General features: G+C 73.2%; 22 protein-coding genes. 9 read left to right on the top strand and 13 right to left on the bottom strand.

The features are described 5' to 3' along the window. Positions 1 to 98: 98 nt before the first annotated feature. The 6 genes from PS271_RS24125 to PS271_RS24100 all read right to left on the bottom strand — a co-directional run bounded on the left by PS271_RS24125 (position 99) and on the right by PS271_RS24100 (position 5,976). Complete coding sequence (locus PS271_RS24125; RefSeq protein WP_398384544.1) at positions 99 to 674, bottom strand: hypothetical protein; 576 nt, start codon at positions 672 to 674, stop codon at positions 99 to 101. Further along, positions 674 to 1,792, bottom strand: a complete 1,119-nt coding sequence (locus PS271_RS24120) for an ROK family glucokinase (protein ID WP_120755709.1) — start codon at positions 1,790 to 1,792, stop codon at positions 674 to 676. The genes PS271_RS24125 and PS271_RS24120 overlap by 1 nt, the downstream gene beginning before the upstream one ends. Before the next feature lie 202 nt (positions 1,793 to 1,994). Beyond that, a complete protein-coding gene (locus PS271_RS24115; protein ID WP_398387031.1) occupies positions 1,995 to 2,807 on the bottom strand; it encodes an ATP-binding cassette domain-containing protein in 813 nt (270 codons plus the stop codon). 95 nt (positions 2,808 to 2,902) lie between these two features. Continuing rightward, the gene (locus PS271_RS24110) at positions 2,903 to 3,955 is read right to left on the bottom strand and encodes an ABC transporter permease (protein ID WP_398384542.1); all 1,053 of its coding nucleotides are present in this window, start codon (positions 3,953 to 3,955) and stop codon (positions 2,903 to 2,905) included. Then, on the bottom strand, positions 3,952 to 4,962 hold the full coding sequence (locus PS271_RS24105) for a sugar ABC transporter substrate-binding protein (protein ID WP_495656760.1): 1,011 nt from the start codon (positions 4,960 to 4,962) through the stop codon (positions 3,952 to 3,954). The genes PS271_RS24110 and PS271_RS24105 overlap by 4 nt, the downstream gene beginning before the upstream one ends. 294 nt (positions 4,963 to 5,256) lie before the next feature. Further along, on the bottom strand, positions 5,257 to 5,976 hold the full coding sequence (locus PS271_RS24100; RefSeq protein ID WP_398387029.1) for a GntR family transcriptional regulator: 720 nt from the start codon (positions 5,974 to 5,976) through the stop codon (positions 5,257 to 5,259). Positions 5,977 to 6,233: 257 nt separating this feature from the next. On the opposite strand from PS271_RS24100, the gene PS271_RS24095 reads away from it, so the two are divergent. Together PS271_RS24095 and PS271_RS24090 are read left to right on the top strand one after the other, a co-directional pair. Continuing rightward, a complete protein-coding gene (locus PS271_RS24095) occupies positions 6,234 to 6,863 on the top strand; it encodes a LysE family translocator (RefSeq protein WP_398384538.1) in 630 nt (209 codons plus the stop codon). A gap of 127 nt (positions 6,864 to 6,990) precedes the next feature. Beyond that, positions 6,991 to 7,671 carry a DUF6875 domain-containing protein gene (locus PS271_RS24090; protein ID WP_398384537.1) on the top strand — a complete coding sequence of 227 codons (681 nt, stop codon included), beginning with the start codon at positions 6,991 to 6,993 and terminating at the stop codon, positions 7,669 to 7,671. 96 nt (positions 7,672 to 7,767) lie between these two features. On the opposite strand, the gene PS271_RS24085 is transcribed toward PS271_RS24090, so the two are convergent. From PS271_RS24085 to PS271_RS24075, 3 genes are all read right to left on the bottom strand, one after another. Further along, positions 7,768 to 8,973: a cytochrome P450 family protein gene (locus PS271_RS24085; protein ID WP_398384535.1), complete on the bottom strand. Its 1,206-nt coding sequence runs from the start codon at positions 8,971 to 8,973 to the stop codon at positions 7,768 to 7,770. A 155-nt stretch (positions 8,974 to 9,128) separates the two neighbouring features. Next, entirely contained in the window at positions 9,129 to 10,925 is a 1,797-nt protein-coding gene (locus PS271_RS24080) for a pectate lyase-like domain-containing protein (protein WP_398384533.1), read from the bottom strand. Between the two features lie 116 nt (positions 10,926 to 11,041). Continuing rightward, positions 11,042 to 11,497, bottom strand: coding sequence for a guanyl-specific ribonuclease (locus tag PS271_RS24075; protein WP_398384531.1), 456 nt, complete (start codon positions 11,495 to 11,497; stop codon positions 11,042 to 11,044). A 172-nt stretch (positions 11,498 to 11,669) separates the two neighbouring features. Here PS271_RS24075 and PS271_RS24070 point away from each other — a divergent pair, with 172 nt between their 5' ends. The 4 genes from PS271_RS24070 (at position 11,670) to PS271_RS24055 (ending at position 13,767) form a co-directional block, all read left to right on the top strand. Further along, positions 11,670 to 12,296 (top strand): helix-turn-helix domain-containing protein, encoded by a 627-nt coding sequence (locus PS271_RS24070; protein WP_398384530.1) that lies wholly within the window; start codon positions 11,670 to 11,672, stop codon positions 12,294 to 12,296. Beyond that, positions 12,293 to 12,466, top strand: a complete 174-nt coding sequence (locus PS271_RS24065) for a DUF6126 family protein (protein WP_398384528.1) — start codon at positions 12,293 to 12,295, stop codon at positions 12,464 to 12,466. The genes PS271_RS24070 and PS271_RS24065 overlap by 4 nt, the downstream gene beginning before the upstream one ends. 82 nt (positions 12,467 to 12,548) lie before the next feature. After that, a complete protein-coding gene (locus tag PS271_RS24060; protein ID WP_398384527.1) occupies positions 12,549 to 13,211 on the top strand; it encodes a thiaminase II/PqqC family protein in 663 nt (220 codons plus the stop codon). Positions 13,212 to 13,215: 4 nt separating this feature from the next. Further along, positions 13,216 to 13,767 carry a GNAT family N-acetyltransferase gene (locus PS271_RS24055; protein WP_398384525.1) on the top strand — a complete coding sequence of 184 codons (552 nt, stop codon included), beginning with the start codon at positions 13,216 to 13,218 and terminating at the stop codon, positions 13,765 to 13,767. Positions 13,768 to 13,827: 60 nt separating this feature from the next. Here the strand turns inward: PS271_RS24055 and alc are convergent, their stop codons facing one another. Next, the gene (gene alc / locus PS271_RS24050) at positions 13,828 to 15,024 is read right to left on the bottom strand and encodes an allantoicase (RefSeq protein WP_398384523.1); all 1,197 of its coding nucleotides are present in this window, start codon (positions 15,022 to 15,024) and stop codon (positions 13,828 to 13,830) included. Next, entirely contained in the window at positions 15,021 to 16,367 is a 1,347-nt protein-coding gene (gene allB / locus PS271_RS24045) for an allantoinase AllB (protein ID WP_398384522.1), read from the bottom strand. Before allB ends, alc begins: the two co-directional genes overlap by 4 nt. Positions 16,368 to 16,524: 157 nt before the next feature. On the opposite strand from allB, the gene PS271_RS24040 reads away from it, so the two are divergent. Beyond that, complete coding sequence (locus PS271_RS24040) at positions 16,525 to 17,316, top strand: IclR family transcriptional regulator (RefSeq protein WP_398384521.1); 792 nt, start codon at positions 16,525 to 16,527, stop codon at positions 17,314 to 17,316. A gap of 102 nt (positions 17,317 to 17,418) precedes the next feature. On the opposite strand, the gene PS271_RS24035 is transcribed toward PS271_RS24040, so the two are convergent. Further along, on the bottom strand, positions 17,419 to 17,688 hold the full coding sequence (locus PS271_RS24035) for a DUF5955 family protein (RefSeq protein ID WP_398384520.1): 270 nt from the start codon (positions 17,686 to 17,688) through the stop codon (positions 17,419 to 17,421). A gap of 199 nt (positions 17,689 to 17,887) precedes the next feature. On the opposite strand from PS271_RS24035, the gene PS271_RS24030 reads away from it, so the two are divergent. Together PS271_RS24030 and aceB are read left to right on the top strand one after the other, a co-directional pair. Then, complete coding sequence (locus tag PS271_RS24030) at positions 17,888 to 18,526, top strand: nucleotidyltransferase family protein (protein WP_398384518.1); 639 nt, start codon at positions 17,888 to 17,890, stop codon at positions 18,524 to 18,526. 108 nt (positions 18,527 to 18,634) lie between these two features. Next, the gene (aceB, locus tag PS271_RS24025) at positions 18,635 to 20,251 is read left to right on the top strand and encodes a malate synthase A (RefSeq protein ID WP_398384517.1); all 1,617 of its coding nucleotides are present in this window, start codon (positions 18,635 to 18,637) and stop codon (positions 20,249 to 20,251) included. 7 nt (positions 20,252 to 20,258) lie between these two features. On the opposite strand, the gene PS271_RS24020 is transcribed toward aceB, so the two are convergent. Then, positions 20,259 to 21,797, bottom strand: a complete 1,539-nt coding sequence (locus tag PS271_RS24020) for a YfcC family protein (RefSeq protein ID WP_398384515.1) — start codon at positions 21,795 to 21,797, stop codon at positions 20,259 to 20,261. Positions 21,798 to 21,833 lie beyond the last annotated feature (36 nt).

The raw sequence follows: 21,833 nt of genomic DNA, 5'->3' as shown, positions 1-21,833 counted from the left end.
CGGAGGAACCAACACTCGCGGGACTCCGCCGCCGCGGCAGGGGCCGGGAGGTCAGCTGAGCGGATCCCGCCCGCGCCCGCGGCTCCCCGGGACGCTCGTCAGGGCGTGGTCGTGGACACCACGAAGACCCGGGGGTACTTCGGGTCGTCGAGGTTGGCGGTGATCTCCAGGTTGGGCTTGGGCTTGTCCTGGTCGACGGTGGTGCCCGCCCAGTGGTGGCCCTCGCCCAGGTTCCAGCCGACCTCGGCGGCCTCGTCCTCGTCGATGGTGACGTCGCCGTCCTCCAGGTCGGCGGCGCTGGAGCCGACGTCGGAGAGCCACTTGTCGAACTTCTCGCGCGTGGTGGTGAATTGCAGGAAGAGCGAGCTCGCCTTCCAGCCGTTGGTCTCGTAGGAGGCGACGTCCTCGGCGTAGGGCGGGACGGTCACTTCGTAGAGGCGGCGCTGGAGCCGGGTCGGCCAGCCCTCTTCCAGGCCGGAGGCGGCGGCCTGTTCCTTCTTGGACTCACTGCCGCCGCGGCTCTGCATCGCGGAGATGTAGAGGTAGCCGGCGGGGATCGCGATGAGCAGGAAGACGATGACGGACTTGAGGCAGCGGCGGCCGAAGCCGCCGCCCGTCCGCGGGGGGCCGGGCGGCAGCGCCGTGCGCTCGGTGCGGTGGTCGGTGGTGGTCATCAAGCGCGGCCCGCCTTCGCGTAGCGTTCGTAGCGCTCGACGCGGCGCCGGTTGGCGCGGCGGAAGCGGCGGGCGACGAGCCGGGCCAGGTCGGCGGCGCCGACCATGCCGGCCTCGGGGCCGAGCTGGGCCTTGACGATGCGGGCCTCGGGGCGGTAGCCGCGGCCGGTGAGGTGGCGGCGGAAGGCGTCCCGGGCGGGGGCGATCAGCAGGTCGTCGGCGGCGCTGACGCCGCCGCCGATGACGAAGCAGGAGGGGTCGAGGGCGGCGGCGAGGTTGGCGATGCCGACGCCGAGCCACTGGCCGATGTCCTGGAGCAGCTCGACGCACATGGCGTCGCCGGAGCGGGCCAGCTCGGTGATGAGGGGGCCGGTGATCTCGTGGACGTTGCCGCCGACGCGGTCGATGATCCCGTACGCGACGGGGGACTCGGCGGCGGCCAGCTCGCGGGCCTCGCGCACGAGGGCGTTGCCGGAGCTGTACTGCTCCCAGCAGCCGCGGTTGCCGCACGGGCAGCGGTGCCCGCCGGGCACGACCTGCATGTGGCCGAACTCGCCGGCGACGCCGAACTTGCCGCGCTTGACCTGCCCGTCCTCCAGGATCGCGCCGCCGATGCCCGTACCGAGGGTGATCATCACGAGGTGGTCCTCGCCGCGGCCGGCGCCGAACCGCCACTCCGCCCAGGCGGCGGTGTTGGCGTCGTTGTCGACCATGACGGGGACGGCGAGGCGGCCCGCGAGGCGGTCGCGCAGCGGCTCGTTGCGCCAGGACAGGTGCGGGGCGAACAGGACACGGTTGCGGTCGGCGTCGACCCAGCCGGCCGCGCCGATGCCCACGGCGTGCACGTCGTGCCGGTCGGAGAGGTCGAGGACGAGCTCGACGATGGTGTCCTCGACGACCTTGGGGCTCTTGGACTTGTCCGGCGTCTCGGTGCGGACCTTCTCCAGGATGGTGCCGTCGGCGTCCACGACGCCCGCCATCACCTTGGTGCCGCCGATGTCGATGCCGACGGTGGGGACGCGCGGGGCGGTCAGGTGCGAGCGGCGCTCGCGCGTGCCGACGGTGCGCAGCACGGTGGCTCTCGCGGCGCCCCGGTGGAGCTCGCGGTACATGCTCATGACACCACCGCCACGGCGTGGAGCTGGGCGGTTCTACGGTCGCTCCGGCTGCGTGCTCGCAAGAGTCGTCGTCCCTGCGGTGGTCTCGGGAGGTGTCTGCCTCGTGGATACGGTCGTGGCCGATTGTGCCTCAAGGAAGCGTTCCGTACCGCATCGCCGGAGGCGGGCCCGCACCTCGCGGGCCCGCCCGGTGAGAGCCGCGTCACTCCCCGCCGGAGCCGACGTGCTTGCCGCCGATCACGTCCGGCGTGGGGGCCCGCTCCAGCTCGTGGCTGAGCTGGTCGAGCTCGCTGCCGCCCGCCATCTGGCGGGTGAGCTCGTCCAGGGCGATCTCCGACTTGGCGTGGCTGCCGGCCATCGCGCCCCGCTTGAGCAGCACGAAGCGGTCACCGACCAGATACGCGTGGTGCGGATTGTGGGTGATCAAAACCACGCCCAGGCCGGCGTCGCGCGCGGCCGCCACGTACTTCAGGACGACGCCGGACTGCTTGACGCCGAGCGCCGCGGTCGGCTCGTCCAGCACCAGCACCTTCGCGCCGAAGTGGACGGCCCGGGCGATGGCGACGCACTGCCGCTCGCCGCCGGAGAGCGTGCCGATGGGCTGGTCGACGTCGCGCAGGTCGATGCCCATGCGCAGCAGCTCGCTGCGCGTGGTCTCGCGCATCCGCTCGACGTCGAGCCGCTTGAAGGGGCCCACGCCCTTCGTCGGCTCGGAGCCGAGGAAGAAGTTCCGCCAGACCGGCATGAGGGGGACGACCGCGAGGTCCTGGTAGACCGTGGCGATGCCGCGGTCGAGGGCCTCGCGCGGGGAGGCCAGCTTCGTCTCCTCGCCCTCGATCTCGAAGCTGCCGGCGTCGTGCTGGTGCAGCCCGGCGATGATCTTGATGAGGGTGGACTTGCCGGCGCCGTTGTCGCCCAGCACGCAGGTGATCTCGCCCGCGTGGACCTCCAGGGAGACCCCTTCGAGGGCGCGGATGTTCCCGTAGAACTTGCTGACGTCGGTCAGCCGGACCAGGGCGGCAGCCTCCTGACCGGATCCCCGGCCGGCTTCCTGACCGGATTCCCGGGCGTCTTCCTGCCCGGCTCCCCGCCCGGCCTCTGCACTCGCGCTCACTTGCTGGCCTCCGCCCGCTTACGGACCCAGGCGTTGAGCAGCGTGGCGAGCAGCAGCATCGCGCCCAGGAAGAACTTGAACCAGTCCGGGTTCCACTGCGCGTAGACGATGCCCTTGCTGGCCATGCCGAAGATGAACGCGCCGACCGCGGAGCCGATGGCCGATCCGTAGCCGCCGGTCATCAGGCAGCCGCCGATGACGGCCGCGATGATGTAGAGGAGCTCGTTGCCGACGCCCTCGCCGGACTGCACCACGTCGTACGACATCAGCAGGTGCTGGCCCGAGATCCAGGCGCAGAACGCCACGGCCATGTAGAGGCCGATCTTGGTGCGCCGGACGGGGACGCCGACGGCGCGGGCCGCGTCCGCGCCGCCGCCGACCGCGAAGATCCAGTTGCCGACGCGGGTGCGCAGCAGGACCCAGGTCGCCACGGCCACGAGCCCGAGCCACCACAGGATGGTGACCTGGACGTCCACGCCGCCGATGGTGAAGTGGGAGGCGAAGACCGCCCGGGCCGACTCGAAGCCCTCCATGTCGCCGATCGTCTTGGTGGAGACGGTGCCGCTGATGAGCTTGGTGAAGCCGAGGTTGAGCCCGGTGAGCATCAGGAACGTGGCGAGCGTGATGATGAAGCTGGGGAGCTTGGTCCGGGTGAAGACGAAGCCGTTGAAGAAGCCGACCGCCAGGGTGGCCAGGAGCGAGACCCCGACGCCCACCCAGACGTTCGCCGTCATCTGGTAGCTGAACATGGACGAGATCAGCGCCGAGGTGGTGACCATCACGCCGGCCGACAGGTCGAACTCGCCGCCGATCATCAGCAGCGCCACGGGCACCGCCATGATGCCGATCGTGGAGGACGCGTAGAGCACCGTCGACAGGCTGGAGGCCTGGAGGAAGCTGTCGGCCACGAAGGCGAAGAAGAGGAAGACCGCGGCGGCGCCGACGACCGCACCCAGCTCGGGGCGGCCGAGGAGGCGGCGCAGGTACGAGCGGTGCACCAGGCGCTCGTCGGAGGGGTCCTGGACGGGGGCCGTTGCGGGGGCGCTCATCGCGTGCCCCGCTTGGCGTACTCGGCGAGCTGCTTGGCGTCGTCCTTGGTGACGATCTGCGGGCCGGTCAGGACCGGGCGGCCGCCGCCGAGCATGTCGCGGTTGTAGCGGTAGAGCCACAGCAGGTCGACGGCCTCGTAGCCCTGGAGGTACGGGTCCTGGTCGACGGCGAAGCCGAGCTTGCCGCTCTGCAGGGCCTCGGCGACCTGGGCGTTGAGGTCGAAGGTGTCGACCTCGGCCTTGCTGCCGGCCTGCTCGGCGGCCTTGACCGCGGTGGGCGCGAAGGGGGCACCGAGCGTGACGACGGTGTCGATGTCCCTGTCGGACTGGAGCTTGGCCTCGATGGAGGACTGCACGTTCGGCATGTTGGTGCCCTCGACGTAGAGGTTCTGCACCTCGCCCTTGAAGGACTTCTTCACGCCTTCGCAGCGCTGCTCGTGGCCGACGTTGCCCTGCTCGTGCAGGACGCAGACGGCCTTCTTCCTGCCGCGCTCGTTGAGCTGCTCGCCGACGGCCTCGCCGGCGATGACCTCGTCCTGGCCGATGTGGGTGAGGGCGCCGAACTCCTTGGACTTGTCGGAGCCCGAGTTCACGGTGATCACCGGAATCCCGGCCTTCTCGGCCTTGGCCACGACGTCCTTCATGGCGTCGGGCTTGGCGAGTGTGACGATCAGGCCGTCGACCTTCTGGTCGATCATGGCCTGCACGCTCTGCGCCTGCTTGTTGCCTTCGGCGTCGTGGGCGTAGAGGAAGTTGATGTTGTCCTTGACGGCCGCCTGCTTGGCGCCCTTCTGGACGATGTCCCAGAAGTTGTCACCATCGCCCGAGTGGGTGACCATCGCGAAGGTCCAGCGCGGCGTGTCGACCGCGGCGCGGCCCTGGGCGGCCCTGGCGGCCCGCTCCTCCGCGCGCTTGCCGCCCGTAGCGCTGCATCCCGCCAAGGTGGCGCCGAGCACCGCTGCCAGCACGGCGCTCACCGCACGTACGCCTGTCCGAACCCTTGCCACGAGGAGTTGCCCTTCTCACTGTCTGTCACGGTGCGGCCGGGCCGTTTCGCGGGCCCAACCGCCCAAGTATCCGTCACCATCCGTCACCGCTGACCGCGGGGGCTTCCGGGTTCCGCCGAGGGCTGCTGCATGTGGGTGGAGTTCTAGTGGCGGGCGCCGCACCGCGTCAAGGCTTTGTCCGAACATTCTGACGGCCTGACGTACAGACTGACGTGCGGGCGGACGTACGGTCTGAGTACGGTCTGACGTACGGAACTGACGTACGTGCTCGCCCGGCCCGTCGTACGCCTTCCCCTACGGGCGGACCAGCAGCTGGAACTCGAAGGAGTAGCGCGACGCCCGGTAGACGTGCGAGCCGAACTCGACGGCGCGCCCCGTGTCGTCGTACGTCGTCCGCTCCATCGTCAGCAGCGGCGCGCCTTCGGGCTCGGCCAGCCGGGCGCCCTCCTCGGGGGTCGCGGCACGGGCGCCGACGGTCTGGCGGGCGCTGTGCAGCGTGATGCCCGCGGCGCGGATGAGCCGGTAGAGGCCGGTCTCCTCCAGTCGCGCGGGGCCGGCGTCGAGGAGGCCGACGGGGAGGTGGTTGCACAGGTGGGCCATGGGCTCGCCGTGCGCGAGGCGCAGCCGCTCGACGAGGAGCACCTCGCTGCCCTCGGGCACGCCGAGAGCGGCGGCGACACGGGCCGTGGCGGGCTCGGTCTCGTGGCGCAGCACCTGGGTGGCGGGGTGCTGGCCGGCCGCTTCGAGGTCGTCGTAGAGGCTGCTGAGCTCCAGGGGGCGCCTGACCTGGCTGCGCAGGACCTGGGTACCGACGCCGCGGCGGCGGACGAGCAGGCCCTTGTCCACCAGCGACTGGATGGCCTGCCGGACGGTGGGCCGGGACAGGCCGAGCCGCGCGGCGAGGTCGATCTCGTTGCCGAGGAGGCTGCCGGGGGCGAGCCCGCCCTGCTCGATCGCCGCTTCGAGCTGCTGGGACAGCTGGTAGTAGAGGGGGACGGGACTGCTGCGGTCCAGGCTGAACTGGAGGGCCGGATGGTTCGCCACGCAGGGAGCCTAGCCCCGGGGCCGGATGACGGGAAGTTCGTAGGTCAGGTTGTCCGGACATGCAACGGTACGTATCCGGCATGACCGATACGAGTGACCGTGCCGTCAACCCCGCGCCCCTCGCATGCGTCCTTGCGCAATACAGACGACAGTACTGATATCGCACTGTCACTTATTTCACCCGTGCCCCGTCGTCGTGCGGGCGAGTGAGGAAGTGGGGCGGCGCCGTGGAAGAGCTGGCACTGGGGGTGGCGCTCGGCTTCAGCGCGGGGATCAGCCCGGGACCGCTGCTCGCGCTGGTGCTGTCCGGGACCCTGCGCGGGGGGCTCGCCGTCGGGCTGCGGGTGGCGGCCGTGCCGCTGCTCACCGACCTGCCCGTAATCGTGCTGGCCGTGACCGTGCTCGCCGTGCTGCCCGAGCGGGCGATCGCGGCGGGCGGTGTGGTGGGCGGGCTCTTCCTCGCCCGGCTGGCGGTCACGACGCTGCGCGAGGCCCGGACGGCCGAGGTGCCCGAGGCCCGCGACGACGCGGAGGCCCGGCTCCAGGGCCGGCGGACGCTGTGGCAGGGCGTGCTGGTCAACCTGCTCAGCCCGCACCCGTGGGTGTTCTGGCTGACGACGGGGGCGCCCCTGCTCGTGGCCGCCTGGCGCAACGGCCCGCCCGGCGCGGGAGGCTTCCTCTTCGGCTTCTACGGGCTGCTGGTCGGCAGCAAGGCCGCGCTCGCGCTCGTGGTCTCCCGGGCCCGGCACCGGATCGGCACCCGCGGCTACCGGATGCTGCTCGGCGGCTCCGGCGCCCTGCTGCTGGCGGCCTCCGCCCTCCTGCTGGTGGAGTTCGGCTCGGCGCTGACGGCGTAGGCGTTCTGGTCCCGATGACCGTCCGGTAACGCCGCAATAAAGGTATTCCGCCCATATCCCTCAACCACATGCGCGGTCCGGTCGGTTTTTCCGGTCACAAGGCTCTGTGACCCAGGGGGAACCCCGCATGAACCACGGAAACGCGCCATCCGGACTCCTCACCCGCATACGGCTGTACGACCAGCAGGAGGCCGCTGTCCACGAGCTGCTCCGGCCCGTCGCCGGCTGGATCACCGGGCACGTCGCCCGGCCGCACCCCGACCTCGGCCGCCGCGGCGCGGTCTGCCCGTTCGTCCCGCTCGCGCAGCGGCTCGGGCTGCTCCGCTTCGCCCTCGCCGACCCGCCCGTGCACGACGAGGACGGGCTCGTGGCCGCCGCCGCCGCGCTCAAGGCGCACTGGCTGGCCATGGAGCCGGTCAGCGGCCAGCACACCACCGACAAGACCATCGTGCTCGTCCTGCCGGGGGTGGCCGCGGCGACCGTCGTCCGCGTCCACGACCGCCTCAAGCCGGAGTTCGTGGCCGACGGGCTGATGCTCGGGGAGTTCTACCCCGGGCACCCGGGCCCGGGGCTGCACAACCCCGGCTTCCGCCCGCTGCACTGCGATGTCCCGCTGCTCGTCGCCCGCAGCATGGTCGGCAACGACCTGCCGTTCCTCACCGAGCGGCGCTACCCGCCCGCCCGGCGCGCGGGCTTCGTCGAGTCCTTCCTGCGGCACCAGACGGGCGCGAGCACCGGCACCAGGGAGCGCGCCCGGGCCGAGCTCGAACACGCCCGCGACGAGCTGGGACACCCGCGGCCGGAGTGAACGCGTAAGGCGGCCGAAGGCGGCCGGTCCGATCCGCTGAGGACCCGGTCCGCTCAGAAGCGGACCGGCTGGAAGCGGACCGGGGAAACGGACCGGCTAGAAGCGGACCGGCAGCCGGTGCGGGCCCCTGATGAGGAGCCCCTCGCGCCAGGTGAGAGCGTCCGGGTGCACGTCCAGGGCGAGCTCCGGGCAGCGCTCCAGCAGCGAGCGGACGGCGATCCGGGCCTCCAGGCGGGCCAGCGGCGCCCCGAGGCAGTAGTGGATGCCGTGCCCGAAGGCCACGTGGCCGCGGGCGTCGCGCCGGACGTCGAACCGCCCGGCGTCCGGGAAGCGGGCCGGATCGCGGTCGGCGTCGGCGAGCACGGGCAGCACGAGCTCTCCCCCGCCGGGTATGGACGTGCCGCCGATCTCCAGCGGCTCGGTGGTGAAGCGGTACGTGGGGGTCTCCAGCGGCCCGTCGTAGCGCAGCATCTCCTCGACGGCGTTGTCCAGCAGGCCGGGGTCGGCGCGCAGGGCGGCCAGCTGGTCCGGGTGCTGGAGGAGGGCGAGCACGCCGTTCGAGATCAGGTTGACCGTGGTCTCGTGGCCGGCGACCAGGAGCAGCCACGCCGTGCCGAGGAGCTCCGCGGGCGAGAGCCGGTCGCCGTCCTCGTCCGCCGTACTGATCAGGTCGCTCATCAGATCGTCACCGGGCTGCTTGCGCTTGGCGGCGATGAGCTCGTTCAGGTAGGCGGTGACCTCGCGGGCGACGACCATCTTCTCCTCGGCCGGGCCCGCACCGATGCTGACGTTCGACCAGTGGCGGAAGGCCGCGCGGTCCAGGGTCGGCACGCCGAGCAGGTCGCAGATGACGCCCATGGGCAGCGGGAAGGAGAGGGCCTCCACCAGATCGGCGCGGCGGCCGGGCGCCGCGAGCATGGCGTCGAGCAGCTCGTCCGTCATCTGCTGCACGCGGGGCGCCATCGCCTCGACGCGCCGCGGGGTGAACCCCTTGGCGACGAGCCTGCGCAGCCTGGTGTGGTCCGGTGGGTCCTGAACCAGCATGTTCGGCCCGGCGGAGGCCCGGATCAGGCTGATGTCGGAGGCGGCGTTCGCCCAGTCCTTCGTCAGCCGGGGGTCGTTGAGGGCGGCGCGCACCTCGTCGTAGCCGACGACGAGCCAGGCGTCGGCGCCCTCGGGCATGCGCACCCGGTGCACCGGGCCCTTCGCGCGCAGTCCGGCGTAGACGCGGTGCGGATGGCGGGCGAACTCCTCCCCCATTGCCGCAAGATCGACGACTGTCTCTGCTCCGGTCACTGCCATGGCGCTCCCCCTCGCTCCGGGAAGATCATGATGGTTGACGGAGAGTGATCGACTCAAGGGCGATTTCCGGACAGCAGTTCGGAAAAGGTGCCCCGGCCGCCCCTCACGACCAGTCGCTCACGAACCGTCTCCCACGTCGTCGCTCACGTCGTCACTCACGGCCACGAGCCGAGCGTGGCGACCCGGGTCCCGGCGTCGGCCGGGCCCCCGCTGCTGCCGGCGACGTGCCGGTAGGCGCAGTCGCCGGCCAGCGAGACCGCGACCATGCTGTGGAGCCGCACGCCGGGCCGGCGCGGCGCCTCGAAGGCGTGGTCGGTCGCGAGGCCGGTCGCGGAGGTGAAGTGGCAGTAGCTGCCCAGGCCCCAGGCCTCGTGCCGGGTCACGGACGGGGCGACCCGGTAGGCGGGCCTGCCCGCGCCGCCGCCCTCGCTCCAGGCGGCGCGGCCTGGCGGGTCGTACGGCAGCTCGTTCTGGAAGAAGTACGTACGGCCGCCGTCGCCGTTCCAGAGGACCTGCTCCCGCTGGTAGTGCTCGACGAAGAGCCCGTACATGGTGACGTCCCGGCCGTCGACGACCAGCCCCTGGGCCGCGGGGTTGACGGCCCATCCGACGCCGCTTCCGTGGTCGGCCCGCCACAGCCACAGGTCGTCGCCGATGACGTCCGAGCTGTGCACCACGAGGCTCCTGACGGCCCGCGCGGGGCCCGCGCCGCCCACGCGGAAGTGGACGTCGTGCAGCGAGACGGGGTCGGCGGCATGGCGCCGCCGGGCGCCGGGCGGGCCGATCTCCATCAGCACGGGCGAGGCCTTCGGGCCCGCGTCGGCGAGCAGGCCCGCGATGCGGACGCCGTCGACGTCGGCCACGGTCAGGGCGGCGGTGCCGCGGTCGGGAACGAGCGTCGCGAGCCCCAGGCCGAGGACGACGGTGCCGGGGCGGGTGACGCGCAGCGCCCGGTCCAGGTGGTGCACCCCGGGCGTGATCAGCAGGTCCTTGCCGGCCGCGAGCGCCTCGTTGACGCGGGCGGCGGTGGTGCCTGGCCGGACGACGAAGAAGCGGCTGAGCGGGCGGGAGCCGCCGGGCGGCGCGGCCTTGCCGGACCACGTGACGCCCCGCGCGGCCCTGCGGAGGGCGGGGACGAAGACGCGGTAGGCACCCGACCGGTCGACGTACAGGAAGGGCTTCTCGCGGACTACGGGAGTGTGGTCGATGCTCGTGCGGGGCGGGTCGGGGAAGGTCGTCGGCGGAGCGTTGCGGACGCCGGTGAACACCATGTTCCAGGTGGCGCCCGACCAGCCGCCGCCGAGCTCGCTGTCCCGCGTGAGCCACTGCTGCTGCGTTCCGGAGAGCACCTTTCCCTCGATCAGGGAGTCGGCGATGAAGCCGCCGCTGGACCAGCCGCCGTCATCCAGGCGGAGGTCGCCGCGCAGGTGCATGCGGCGGTACGGGGCGGCCTGGGAGACGGCCCAGCGGTCGGCGCCCGAGGCGGGGGTCACGGAGAGGTTCTCGGCCGCGCGCCAGAAGTTCTGCGTGGCATTGCCGTGCAGCCAGTCGGCCTCGGCGTGCACCGCGCCCCGGATGGTCACGTCGTCGGGGTGCAGGCCCAGGCCCGCGACCTGGGTGTAGAAGCCGACGTTGACGTCGGCGTCGTAGGTGCCCGGCTTGAAGAGCAGGGCCTCGCGGCCGGGGCCGAACTGGTCGCTCTCCTGGCGCCGGAAGACCTCGTCCAGCGTGCGCTGGATGCGCTGCCGGGGCATCGACGGGTCGAAGACGTGAACCCCCGGTCCGAGGTCGGGGGCGCCAGGTGCGGCAGGTGCGGCGAGCGGTGCGGGTGGTCGCTCCGGGGCGCAGCCGAGGGCGAGGCAGGCGGTGGCCGCGGCGGCGAGGGCGGCGGCACCGAGGCGGGCCCGGCACCCCGTGGGCCGGGGTCTCGGCAAGGGCCGGGGTCTGGACAAGGGCCGGTCTCCTCACGCGTCGGTCGGCTGCCCGGTGACCGGATCAACTCGTTTCCGAGCGTGAGGAGACGCTTCGCGGGCGGAATCCGCCCGGATGGCGCTTGGGTGACGACTGATCAGCAGGTGAAGTCGATCAGGTTGAACGTCGCGTAGTGGTCGCCGGTGTAGTAGTCCTCGTGGTCGCCCCGGCCGGCGACGATGCGGCGGGCGCCGCGGTCGGGCGAGCCGGGGGTTATGACCGTGTACTCGTGGTAGTAGCCCGAGGACTGCTTGGGCAGGACGCCCTCGCGGTTGGAGAAGACGGTGCCGTCCTTCGGGTACGGGAACGGGCCACCCCCGTCGATCAGGCGCAGGGTGTCGTCGGCCTGGGAGGGCAGGCCGGACTTGCAGATGCTGCCGGCGGCCTTCATGACGGCCGGGGCATGGGCAGTGGCGGCGACAGGCGTCGCCTGGGCGGTGAGGGGCGCGGCGACGGCCGTGCCGCCGGCGAGCAGGGCCGAGGTCAGCGCGGCGAGGACGGCCGTGCGGGCGAAGCGCGAAGTGCGCGCCGTGCGATGGGGGGTTGCCTTCATGAGGCCAGCATGACGCGCGTAGCTGATGTCATGTCAATGACAATCCTGACTGTTTTCCCGCTGTTAACCGGGGGCGTGTTCCAGCCAGGCGGAATCTTTGCTTCAGCCGGCAGCCTTTGCCTCATAGGCAAAACTTTTGCCTATAGGGCAGGAGGAGACCTATACCGGAAGCATGACACCGCTGCCCGACGAGCCCGCGGCCGACCTCCCCACGGTGGCCCCGCGCCTGCGCGACCTGCGCACGCGCAGCGGGCTGACCCTGGAGGCCGCCGCCGCCCGCGTCGGCCTGTCCCCCGCCCACCTGTCCCGGCTGGAAACCGGCCGGCGGACGCCGTCGCTGCCGATGCTGCTCGCCCTGGCCCGCACGTACGGAACGACGGTATCCGACCTGCTGGGCGAGGCGGCGCCGGAGCGCGACCCCATCGTGCGCGCGAGCCACATGGAGCCGCAGCTCGCCGGCGGCTGGACGTACTGGCGGGCCGGCGGCTCGGGCCGCGCCATGCAGGCCCTGCGGCTGCACGTGCCGCCGGAGGCCGGCGGCCAGGCCGAGCTGGTCCGCGTCCACCCGGGCGAGGAGTGGCTGTACGTCACGGGCGGGCGGCTGCGGCTCACGCTGGGCGGGAGCACGCACGTCCTGGACCCCGGCGACGCCGCCCACTTCGACTCGCTCACCCCGCACCGCATCGCCGCCGCGTCGCGCGGCGGTGCCGACCTGCTGTTCATGCACACGCTGCTGCAGAGCGGCGCGACCGAGCTGTGCCTCGGAGGCGCCGCACCCACCCGGAGGGGAACGCCGTGAACGACGCCGTGCACCGCACCGCGAACGACACATCCGCAGGCACCGCGAAGCGTATGGACGAAGAGGACCGGGCCCCCATGGGGATGACCGTCCGGGTCGTCATCTACCTCGTGGCCGTCCACTTCTTCGCGGCCTTCCTGTTCCTCCTCTTCTTCCTCGCAGGCGGCTGATTTCCCGGTTCAGGCGGTCCCCGGCGCTACGATCCCGGGAGGCGGCACAGGGCGGCCCGTCCCGGGCCGGGAAGGCGGAGCGATGACCCGTACGGCCCAGGAGGTACTGGCGGACGCGGTGCGCGGCCTCGCGCCCGCCGAGGGCGCCAACCGGCTCGTCCCGCGGATCGCCGCCGGCGAGGCCCCGCGCGAGGTGTTCGCCGCGTTCGCGCTGGAGCAGCACCAGGTCATCACGAGCGACCGCCGCAGCTTCGCGCACCTCGCCGGGCGCGCGGCAGCCTCCGACCCGGCCTCGGCGGGCTTCTTCGAGTCCCTCGCCCAGGGCGAGGACCTGGCCCTGACCCTGCTCGGGCCGCTGGCGGCCGCGTGCGGGCTCGGTGAGGAGGAGATCCGCGGCCACGAGCCCCGCCCCGGCTGCCAGGCCTACCCCTCGTACGCGGCGTGGCTCGCGCTCGGCGCGGAGCCCGTCGACGTCGTCGTCGCCCTGACCGCCAACTTCGCGGCGTGGGGCGGCTACTGCGCCGCGGTCGGCGCGGCCCTGCGCGAGCACTACGGCTTCGACAACCCCGCGTGCGGGTTCTTCGACTTCTTCGCGGGGCCCGCGCCCGAGCTGGAGGAGCGGGCCGTGGCGGCCGTGGCGGCCGGCCTGGACAGCGGCCGGCTGTCCGAGCCGTCGGCCCACCGCTACGGACGGCTGCTCCAGGCCTACGAGCTGATGTTCTGGGACGCGCTCGATGTAGGTTGAAAGCATGCCCGGATCCGCGCCTTCCACCGCCGTCGTGTACCGCCCCGCGCTCCCCGGTGAGCATGCCGAGGCCGAGGCGATCGACAACTCCTTCACGACCGCGACCGTCCTCGAAGTGGCGGCGTCCGACGAGGGGTTCCGGCTCCGCGAGACGCCCGTCGACCCGCCCCTGCGCAAGGTGTACCCGGACGAGGAGGAGGACGAGGACGGTGCCGAGGACGCCCACGTCATCGTCGCCCGCGCCGGGGACGCCCTGTGCGGTGCCATCCGCCTCACCCACTCGGCCTGGAACGACCGGCTGGTGATCGCCGACCTCCGGGTGGCGCCCGGGCACCGCGGCCGCGGCATCGGTACGGCCCTCATGGAGCGCGGTCTGGCCCACGGCCGGGAGCTCGGCGCCCGTACCGCCTGGCTGGAGGTCACGAACGTCAACGCACCGGCCGTACGCGCCTACCGCCGCATGGGGTTCGCGCTGTGCGGCCTGGACACGTCCCTCTACCGGGGGACGGTGTCGGAGGGCGAGACCGCGCTGTTCATGAGCCGCCCGCTCCGCTGAGGCTCCGCACGTCTTCTCCTCTGAGGCTCCGCACGTCTTCAGGACGCGCGTCCGGGCCGCTCACGCCGGGCTGCCCGCCTCCAGGCTCCTCGCCCCCGCCTCCGTCAGTGTGCCGTGCACGCGCAGCCGGGCCACGCCGCCGTCCGGGTAGATGTCGACGCGCACGTGCGTGGCCACCGGGGCGCCCGCCAGGGGGAACCGGTGCACGGTGTCGGGCTGGAGGCGGGTGCGGGGCAGGACCACCGTCCAGCCGGCGGCGGCGCCGGCCGGGTCGGCGCCCGTGGCCGCGGCGTCCAGGACGGACACCTCGGCCCAGCCCGCGGCGTTGCCCTTGTAGCAGCCGGTGTCGATCTCCAGGGCGCGCAGGACGGCCTGCCCGGTGAGGCGGTAGCGGACCCAGTCGTGCCCGTCGTCGCGGCGGCGGCGCGTCTCCCAGCCGTCGTCCATCTTCTGCGAGCGCCCCGGCAGGACGCTGTTGAGCGGGGGCGAGAAGAAGCGGTCCGAGGCGTCCTCGGGGCGGCCGCCGTTCTCCAGCGCGGCGAGGTCGAAGGTGCCGAGGGCGGCGAGCCAGGCCGGGTCGGGGCGCGCCTCGCCGTGCACCCGCAGCCGGGCGATGCCCCCGTCCGGGTACTGGCACAGCCTCAGGTGGGTGAAGCGCTCCTCGGCGTGCACGGCGAAGCCGTTGGCCGCGTGGCCGCCGACGGGGGTGCGCGGCACGAGGACCGTCCACTTCACCCCGTCGGCGAGCAGTTCCTCCGGGGAGGGCGTGCCCGGTACGCAGGCGGCCTCGACGGCCACGGACTGCGGGTGGTTGCCGCGGAAGTGGGCGGTGTCGACCACGATCCCGCGGATCACGCCCGGGGTGCCGAGGCGGATCAGGGCCCAGTCGTGGTCGTCGCCGGCCGGATGCGGGTGAGCGGCGTCGGCGCCGCGCCTGCGGCGCGTCTCCCAGCCGTCCATGACCTTGCCCTTGTACCCGAAGAGGCGGGGGTCGAAGTGCGCGGGGGCGGGAGTGAGGAGATTCTCGCGGTCGGCGAAGAACTCGTCGTTGGCGGCGACGACGCTGCCGCCGAGGCGGCGGTCGGCGAGGTCGGGAAGGCCCGCGAAGGGGAGGTTTGCGGCGCGGTAGTCGGCATACGGATCGCCGCCCGCGTACGGTGCGGCGCCGCCGGTGAAGGACGGTATGGACTGTATGGACGGGAGAGACGTGAAAGGGGGTATGGGGCCGGGGCTGTCGCCGCCCGGGGTGCTGGTCATGTGCTGCGCTGCCTTTCCAGGAGGAGCCCGGCGGGCGGCTCGGCGAGGGCGCCGTCGTGGGCGATCCTGCGGCCGCGCAGCCAGGTGGACCGTACGACTCCGTGGAGGGTGCGGCCCGCGTAGGCGGTGACGTGGTTGCGGTGGTGGAGGGCGGCCGGGTCGACGGTGAAGGCCGCCTCGGGGTCGAGGACGGTGAAGTCGGCGTCGCGGCCCGGCTCGACGGCGCCCTTGCGGTGCAGGCCCGCGAGGGCGGCGGGGCCGGCGGACATCCAGCGGGCGACGTCGGCGAGGGTGTGGCCCCGGCGGCGCGCCTCGGTCCAGACCGCCGGGAGGCCGAGCTGGAGGGACGAGATGCCGCCCCAGGCGGCGCCGAAGTCGGGGACCTTGAGGTCGGTGGTGCAGGGCGAGTGGTCGGAGACGACGCAGTCGAGGGTGCCGTCGGCCAGGGCCGCCCACAGGGCGTCCTGGTTGGCGGCCTCCCGGATCGGCGGGCAGCACTTGAACTCGGTGGCCCCGTCCGGGACTTCCTCGGCGGTCAGCGTCAGGAAGTGCGGGCAGGTCTCCGCGGTGACGGGCAGGCCTTCCGCCTTCGCGGCGGCGATCGCGGGGAGGGCGTCCGAGGACGACAGGTGCAGGACGTGCACGCGGGTGCCCAGGCGCCGCGAGACGGCTATGAGCCGGTCCACGGCCTCGTTCTCGGCGGCGCGGGGACGGGACGCGAGGAAGTCGGCGTAGCGGGGGCCGCCGCGCTGCGGGGCGCGCTCCAGGCGGGCGGGATCCTCGGCGTGCACGATCAGCAGGCCGTCCAGTTCGGCGATGCGGGCCGCGGCGGCCTCCAGGTCGCCCGGGGCGAGCGCGGGGAACTCGTCGACGCCCGACGGCGACAGGAACGCCTTGAAGCCGAAGACGCCCGCGTCGTGCAGGGGGCGCAGGTCCGCCGTGTTCGAGGGCAGGGCGCCACCCCAGAAGCCGACGTCGACGTGGGCGGCGGGGCGGGCCACGTCCTGCTTCACCCGAAGGTGGGCGGCGGTGGTGGTGGGCGGGATGCTGTTGAGCGGCATGTCGAGGAGCGTGGTGATGCCGCCGGCCGCGGCGGCGCGCGTCGCCGTGCGGAAGCCTTCCCACTCTGTGCGGCCGGGGTCGTTCACGTGCACGTGGGTGTCCACGAGGCCCGGGAGCAGGGCGTCGTCGCCCAGGTCCGTCACGGCCGCGCCCGGCGGCGGGACCGCCCCGTACGGGCCTACCGCCGTGATCGTGCCGCCGGTGACGGTGACGGAGGCCGGGCGAGTGCCTGCCGGGGTGACGACGCGCGTCGAGCGCAGGACCTGCGTTCCCGTGGACATGCCGGACACGGCCCCTCCCGGAAAAATTCAACGTTCTGTTGAACGGGCTGGGGGCAGTCTTCTGTCGCCCCCCCTCACCCGTCAAGACCTCCGGCGGCGGGGCGGCGCGGTGGGAGCCCGGTAGGCTGCTCCCACCCCGTACCCGAAAGGACCTGCCGTGCCCCCGTCCGCCGAGCCCCGCACCCCCTCTCCCAGTGGAGGCGTCCAGTCCCTGGAGCGCGCCTTCGACCTGCTGGAGCGGATGGCCGACGCGGGCGGCGAGGTCGGGCTGAGCGAGCTGGCCACGAGCAGCGGGCTGCCGCTGCCGACGATCCACCGGCTCATGCGGACGCTCGTCGCCTGCGGGTACGTCCGGCAGCAGCCCAACCGGCGGTACGCGCTCGGGCCGCGGCTGATCCGCCTCGGCGAGAGCGCTTCCCGGCTGCTGGGCACGTGGGCCCGGCCGCATCTGGCGCGGCTGGTCGAAGAAACCGGCGAGACGGCGAACATGGCGCTGCTCGACGGCGACGAGGTCGTCTACGTCGCCCAGGTGCCGTCGCGGCACTCCGTGCGGATGTTCACCGAGGTGGGGCGGCGGGTGCTGCCGCACACCACGGGCGTGGGCAAGGCGCTGCTCGCGCAGAGCCCCGACGACGAGGTGCGGTCGATCCTCGCCCGTACGGGGATGCCGGCCGCGACCGAGAAGACCATCACCACGCCCGAGGACTTCCTGGAGGCGCTGGGGGGCGTGCGCGAGCACGGCTATGCGGTGGACGACAACGAGCAGGAGATCGGGGTGCGGTGCCTGGCGGTGCCGGTGCCGGACTCTCCCACGGTGGCGGCCATCTCCATCTCCGGCCCCGCGGGCCGGGTCACGGACGCGGCGACGGAACGCATCGTCCCCCTCCTGAAGGAAGTGGCCGCGGCCCTCTCCACGGACCTGGCCGGCGCGGCGTCCGGCTCCGCCTGAGGGATCGCCGGGACGCGCGGGGTACGCCGGTACGGCACCGCCGAGACGGCCGGTTGTAGCTGAGCGCCGCCGCGGCGGGGGGATGTGCCCGCCCGGCGCGCTCTACGGGCCCTCGTTCGGGGGTGGCGGTGCGAAGTTGTCCACCGCCTGGTGGACCGCTGTCAGGGACGGCGACAGCGCGCTCACCGAGCCCACCGCCCCCGCGACCAGCAGCAAGGACCGCCGCAGGCGGGACAGCTCGGGGGCGCCCTCGCGGGCCATCGCGTCGAGTGCCGCGAGCTCCTCCTCCGCAGCGTCGCGGTCGGGTAACGGCGCGGGGTGCCCCGCGAGCGCCCGGCGGAGGCGGGAGACCGCTTCCCGCAGCTCACTCACCCTCGGGTCCTCGGCCACTACGGCGCCTTCCGCCACGACACTCCCCCTCCCGCCCCTCCCACGCGCTCGCGCGGATCAGTTAACGCCACTTTCCGTACAGTGCGCCATACACTCAGCGAAATCAGGTCCGGGCGTCGCACGCACGGGTGATGGGCCGTCGTCCGCCCCACCGCCGTCAACGATGCGATATGCAGGGGCCATGACACCTACCACGGACAGCGCGCCCGGCACGCCGGTTCCGCACACCCCCGTCGCGGGCCTGCTGCTCGCCGCGGGCGGCGGAAGGCGTCTGGGCGGGCGCCCCAAGGCCCTGCTCGGCTTCCGCGGCCGCCCGCTCGTGGAGCACGCGGCGCGGGCCCTGTCCGACGGCGGCTGCGCGCCGGTGTGCGTGGTGCTGGGCGCGGCGGCCGCGGAGGTGCGCGTACACGCCGATCTCACCCACTGCACCTTGGTGGACAACCCCGGCTGGCCGGACGGCATGGGTTCGTCGCTGCGCGCGGGCCTCGCGGCGCTCGCCGCGACCGACGCCGCCGCGGTCCTCGTCTCGCTCGTCGACCAGCCGGGCGTCGGCGCCGCCGCGGTCTCCCGCCTGCTGGCCGCCCACCGGGCGGGCGCCGGGCTGGCGGCGGCCTCGTACGGGGGCGAGCGCGGCCATCCCGTGCTGTTCGCGCGCGAGCACTGGGCGGGCGTGGCCCGGGCGGCCGACGGCGACCGCGGTGCCCGCGCGTACCTGAGGGCGCACGCCGACGCCGTCACGCTCGTGGAGTGCGCCGACGTCGCCGATCCGCGGGACATCGACGTCCCGGACGACCTCGGCCTGCTGAGCCGCCCGGACTGACACCGCGGGCCCCGCTCACCCATTGAACTTCCGCCATGAGGAAACTATTCTCCGAAAAAGCCCATTCCTACGGCACCCCGTGCCGTCGTCCCGAGGGAGTGACCGCCCATGTCCGCACCCGCTCCGTCCTCGCCGGCCACCGTCACCGCCCGGCCCCTGGAGCGGCAGGAGGAGGTCCTCACGCGGCCCGCGCTCGCCTTCCTCGCCGAGCTGCACCGCCGGTTCACCCCCCGCCGCGACGAGCTCCTCGCCCGCCGGTCCGAACGAAGGGCCGAGATCGCCCGTACGGGCAAGCTGGACTTCCTGCCCGGGACGGCCGCCGTCCGCGAGGACCCCTCCTGGCGCGTCGCGCCGGCCCCGCCCGCCCTGGAGGACCGCCGGGTGGAGATCACCGGGCCGACGGACCGCAAGATGACCGTCAACGCCCTCAACTCCGGCGCCCGCGTCTGGCTCGCGGACTTCGAGGACGCCTCCGCGCCCACCTGGGAGAACGTCGTCCTGGGCCAGCTGAACCTGATCGACGCGTTCGAGCGGCGCATCGACTTCACCGACGCCCGCGGGAAGCGCTACGCCCTGCGGCCCGCCGAGGAGCTCGCGACCGTCGTCGTGCGCCCCCGCGGCTGGCACCTGGACGAGCGGCACGTGACCGTCGACGGCCGCGCCGTGCCCGGCGCGCTGGTCGACTTCGGCCTGTACTTCTTCCACAACGCGCACCGGCTGATCGCCCTCGGCAAGGGCCCGTACTTCTACCTCCCCAAGACCGAGTCGCACCTGGAGGCCCGCCTCTGGAACGACGTCTTCGTCTTCGCGCAGGAGTACGCGGGCCTGCCCCGGGGCACCGTCCGCGCCACCGTGCTGATCGAGACGATCACCGCCGCGTACGAGATGGAGGAGATCCTCTACGAACTCCGCGAGCACGCCTCGGGCCTCAACGCCGGCCGCTGGGACTACCTCTTCTCGATCATCAAGAACTTCCGCGACGGCGGCCCCCGCTTCGTCCTGCCCGACCGCAACGCCGTGACGATGACGGCCCCGTTCATGCGCGCGTACACCGAGCTGCTGGTGCGTACGTGCCACCGGCGCGGCGCGCACGCGATCGGCGGGATGGCCGCGTTCATCCCCTCCCGGAAGGACCCCGCGGTCAACGAGGCGGCGTTCGAGAAGGTCAAGGCGGACAAGGACCGTGAGGCGGGGGACGGCTTCGACGGCTCCTGGGTCGCCCACCCCGACCTCGTGCCCGTCGCCCGCGCCTCCTTCGACGCCGTCCTCGGCGACCGCCCGCACCAGAAGGACCGGCTGCGCGAGGACGTCCGCGTGACGGCGGACCAGCTCATCGCCGTGGACTCGCTGGAGGCCCGCCCCACGGCCGCGGGGCTGCGCAACGCCGTGGCCGTCGCCACCCGGTACATCGAGGCGTGGCTGCGCGGCCTGGGCGCGGTCGCCATCTTCAACCTGATGGAGGACGCCGCGACCGCCGAGATCTCCCGCTCGCAGATCTGGCAGTGGACCGCCGCCGGCGTCGTCCTCGACGACGGCGAGAAGGTCACGGCGGAGCTCGTGCGCGCGGTCGCCGCCGAGGAGCTCGCCGCGATCCGCTCCGGGCTGGGCGAGGAGGCCTACGCGGCGGGCCGCTGGCAGCAGGCCCACGACCTGCTGCTGAAGGTCGCCCTCGACGAGGACTACGCGGAGTTCCTCACCCTGCCCGCCTACGAGCTCCTCGACTGACCGCCCCTCACATGGCGGCGCCCAGCGCCACGAAGCCGCAGATCAGCACCGAGAGGATCACCAGGAGCGGCCAGACGAACCGCAAGTACTTGTCGTAGCCGACCTTCGCCAGCGCCACGCCGCCCATGATGACGGCCGTCGTCGGCACCCACAGGTTCATCACCCCGCTCGCGGACTGCCAGGCCGTGACCACCACGGCGCGCGGGACGCCCGCGAAGCCCGCGAGCGGGGCCAGGACGGGCATGGCGAGCGTGGCGTGGCCGGAGGTCGAGGGGATCAGGAACGCCAGCGGCAGGTTGACGATGTAGACGAGGATCGCGAAGACCACGGCCGGCGTGCCCGACACCGTGCTCTCCACGGCGTGCAGCACCGTGTCGATGATCTTCGCGTTCGTCATGATGACGGTGACCCCGCGGGCGAGGACGATCACCAGCGCGGGGGCGATGAAGTCCGCCGCGCCCTGTACGAGAGTGGCGCTCAGCCGCTGCTCCCCCAGCCGTGCCAGCAGCCCGACGAGCACGGCGGCGACGATGAACAGCGCCGCGAGCTGGGCGAAGGACCAGCCCAGCTCCCAGCCGTACGGGGTGGCGTCGGCCTTGCCGGTGAGCGCGCTCGCCCACGGGATCACCGAGAAGATCATGAAGGCGAAGACCAGGGTCACCGCCACGAGCACGAGCTTGTGCAGCCGCGTCAGCTCCGGGGGCTCCGCGGCGGCCTCCGCCGCCAGTTCCCGGTCGCCCGGCAGGAAACCGGTCAGCGAGCGGTCCGGGGTGGCGCGCACCCGGCGCGCGTACCGCAGCACGTAGCCGATGGTGACGGCCGTGAGGACGACCCACATCACGAAGCGCAGCGCGATGCCGTCCCCCAGGGAGATGCCGGCGGCCGCGGAGGCCACGCCCGTGGCGAACGGGTTCACCGTCGAGGCGAGCACGCCGACGCCCGCGCCGAGGATGATCGCGCCCGTGGCGACCATGCGGTCGTAGCCGAGGGCGAGCATGAGGGGCACGATCAGCCCGTAGAAGCCGAGGGTCTCCTCGGCGAAGCCCTCGACGGTGCCGAGGAGGGAGAAGACGGTCATGACGCCCGCGATCAGCAGGGCGCCGCGGGTGCGCAGGCGGTGGGCGAGGCGCTCGATGCCGCGGTCCAGGGCGCCGGTGGCGAAGACGACCGTGATGAACGCGCCGATCGCGAGGACGAAGAGGAAGACGGCGGCCGCGCCGTAGAGCGCGCCGGTGGCGTCGGGGGCCACCTCGCCGGTGGCGGTGTCGCGCACTCCGTAGAGGCCGTTGACGGGGGCGAGGAAGAGGTCGCCGAGCCGGTGCACGAAGCCGCCGGGCGCCGGCTCGCGGTGGTAGGTGCCTTGCAGGGGGCGGCCGTCGGCGCTGCGCTCGTACACGCCGGAGGGGATGACGAAGGTGAGGATCCAGACGGCTACGGTGACGGCCGCGAGGACGGTCAGCGCGCTGGGGAAGACGAAGCGACGGCGCCTGCCGCCGCCCGGCTCGCCGGGGGCGCCGGCTGCTGCGTTTTCGGCTTCGGCGTCCACGGCGGGGCCCCTCTCGGCGCTGAGGGCGAGTCACTT

This window comes from Streptomyces sp. SCA2-17 (genome assembly GCF_044336695.1).
This window is presented reverse-complemented; position numbering and strand designations above follow the sequence as displayed.

Excerpts from the sequence above, each read along its gene's own strand:
- PS271_RS24030 (WP_398384518.1), top strand. The coding sequence starts at position 17,888 with ATGACACCTACCACGGACAGCGCGCCCGGCACGCCGGTTCCGCACACC.
- PS271_RS24060 (WP_398384527.1), top strand. The coding sequence starts at position 12,549 with ATGACCCGTACGGCCCAGGAGGTACTGGCGGACGCGGTGCGCGGCCTC.
- PS271_RS24070 (WP_398384530.1), top strand. The coding sequence starts at position 11,670 with ATGACACCGCTGCCCGACGAGCCCGCGGCCGACCTCCCCACGGTGGCC.
- PS271_RS24120 (WP_120755709.1), bottom strand. The coding sequence starts at position 1,792 with ATGAGCATGTACCGCGAGCTCCACCGGGGCGCCGCGAGAGCCACCGTG.
- PS271_RS24110 (WP_398384542.1), bottom strand. The coding sequence starts at position 3,955 with ATGAGCGCCCCCGCAACGGCCCCCGTCCAGGACCCCTCCGACGAGCGC.
- PS271_RS24125 (WP_398384544.1), bottom strand. The coding sequence starts at position 674 with ATGACCACCACCGACCACCGCACCGAGCGCACGGCGCTGCCGCCCGGC.
- PS271_RS24075 (WP_398384531.1), bottom strand. The coding sequence starts at position 11,497 with ATGAAGGCAACCCCCCATCGCACGGCGCGCACTTCGCGCTTCGCCCGC.
- PS271_RS24090 (WP_398384537.1), top strand. The coding sequence starts at position 6,991 with ATGAACCACGGAAACGCGCCATCCGGACTCCTCACCCGCATACGGCTG.
- allB (WP_398384522.1), bottom strand. The coding sequence starts at position 16,367 with ATGTCCACGGGAACGCAGGTCCTGCGCTCGACGCGCGTCGTCACCCCG.
- PS271_RS24055 (WP_398384525.1), top strand. The coding sequence starts at position 13,216 with ATGCCCGGATCCGCGCCTTCCACCGCCGTCGTGTACCGCCCCGCGCTC.
- PS271_RS24085 (WP_398384535.1), bottom strand. The coding sequence starts at position 8,973 with ATGGCAGTGACCGGAGCAGAGACAGTCGTCGATCTTGCGGCAATGGGG.
- aceB (WP_398384517.1), top strand. The coding sequence starts at position 18,635 with ATGTCCGCACCCGCTCCGTCCTCGCCGGCCACCGTCACCGCCCGGCCC.
- alc (WP_398384523.1), bottom strand. The coding sequence starts at position 15,024 with ATGACCAGCACCCCGGGCGGCGACAGCCCCGGCCCCATACCCCCTTTC.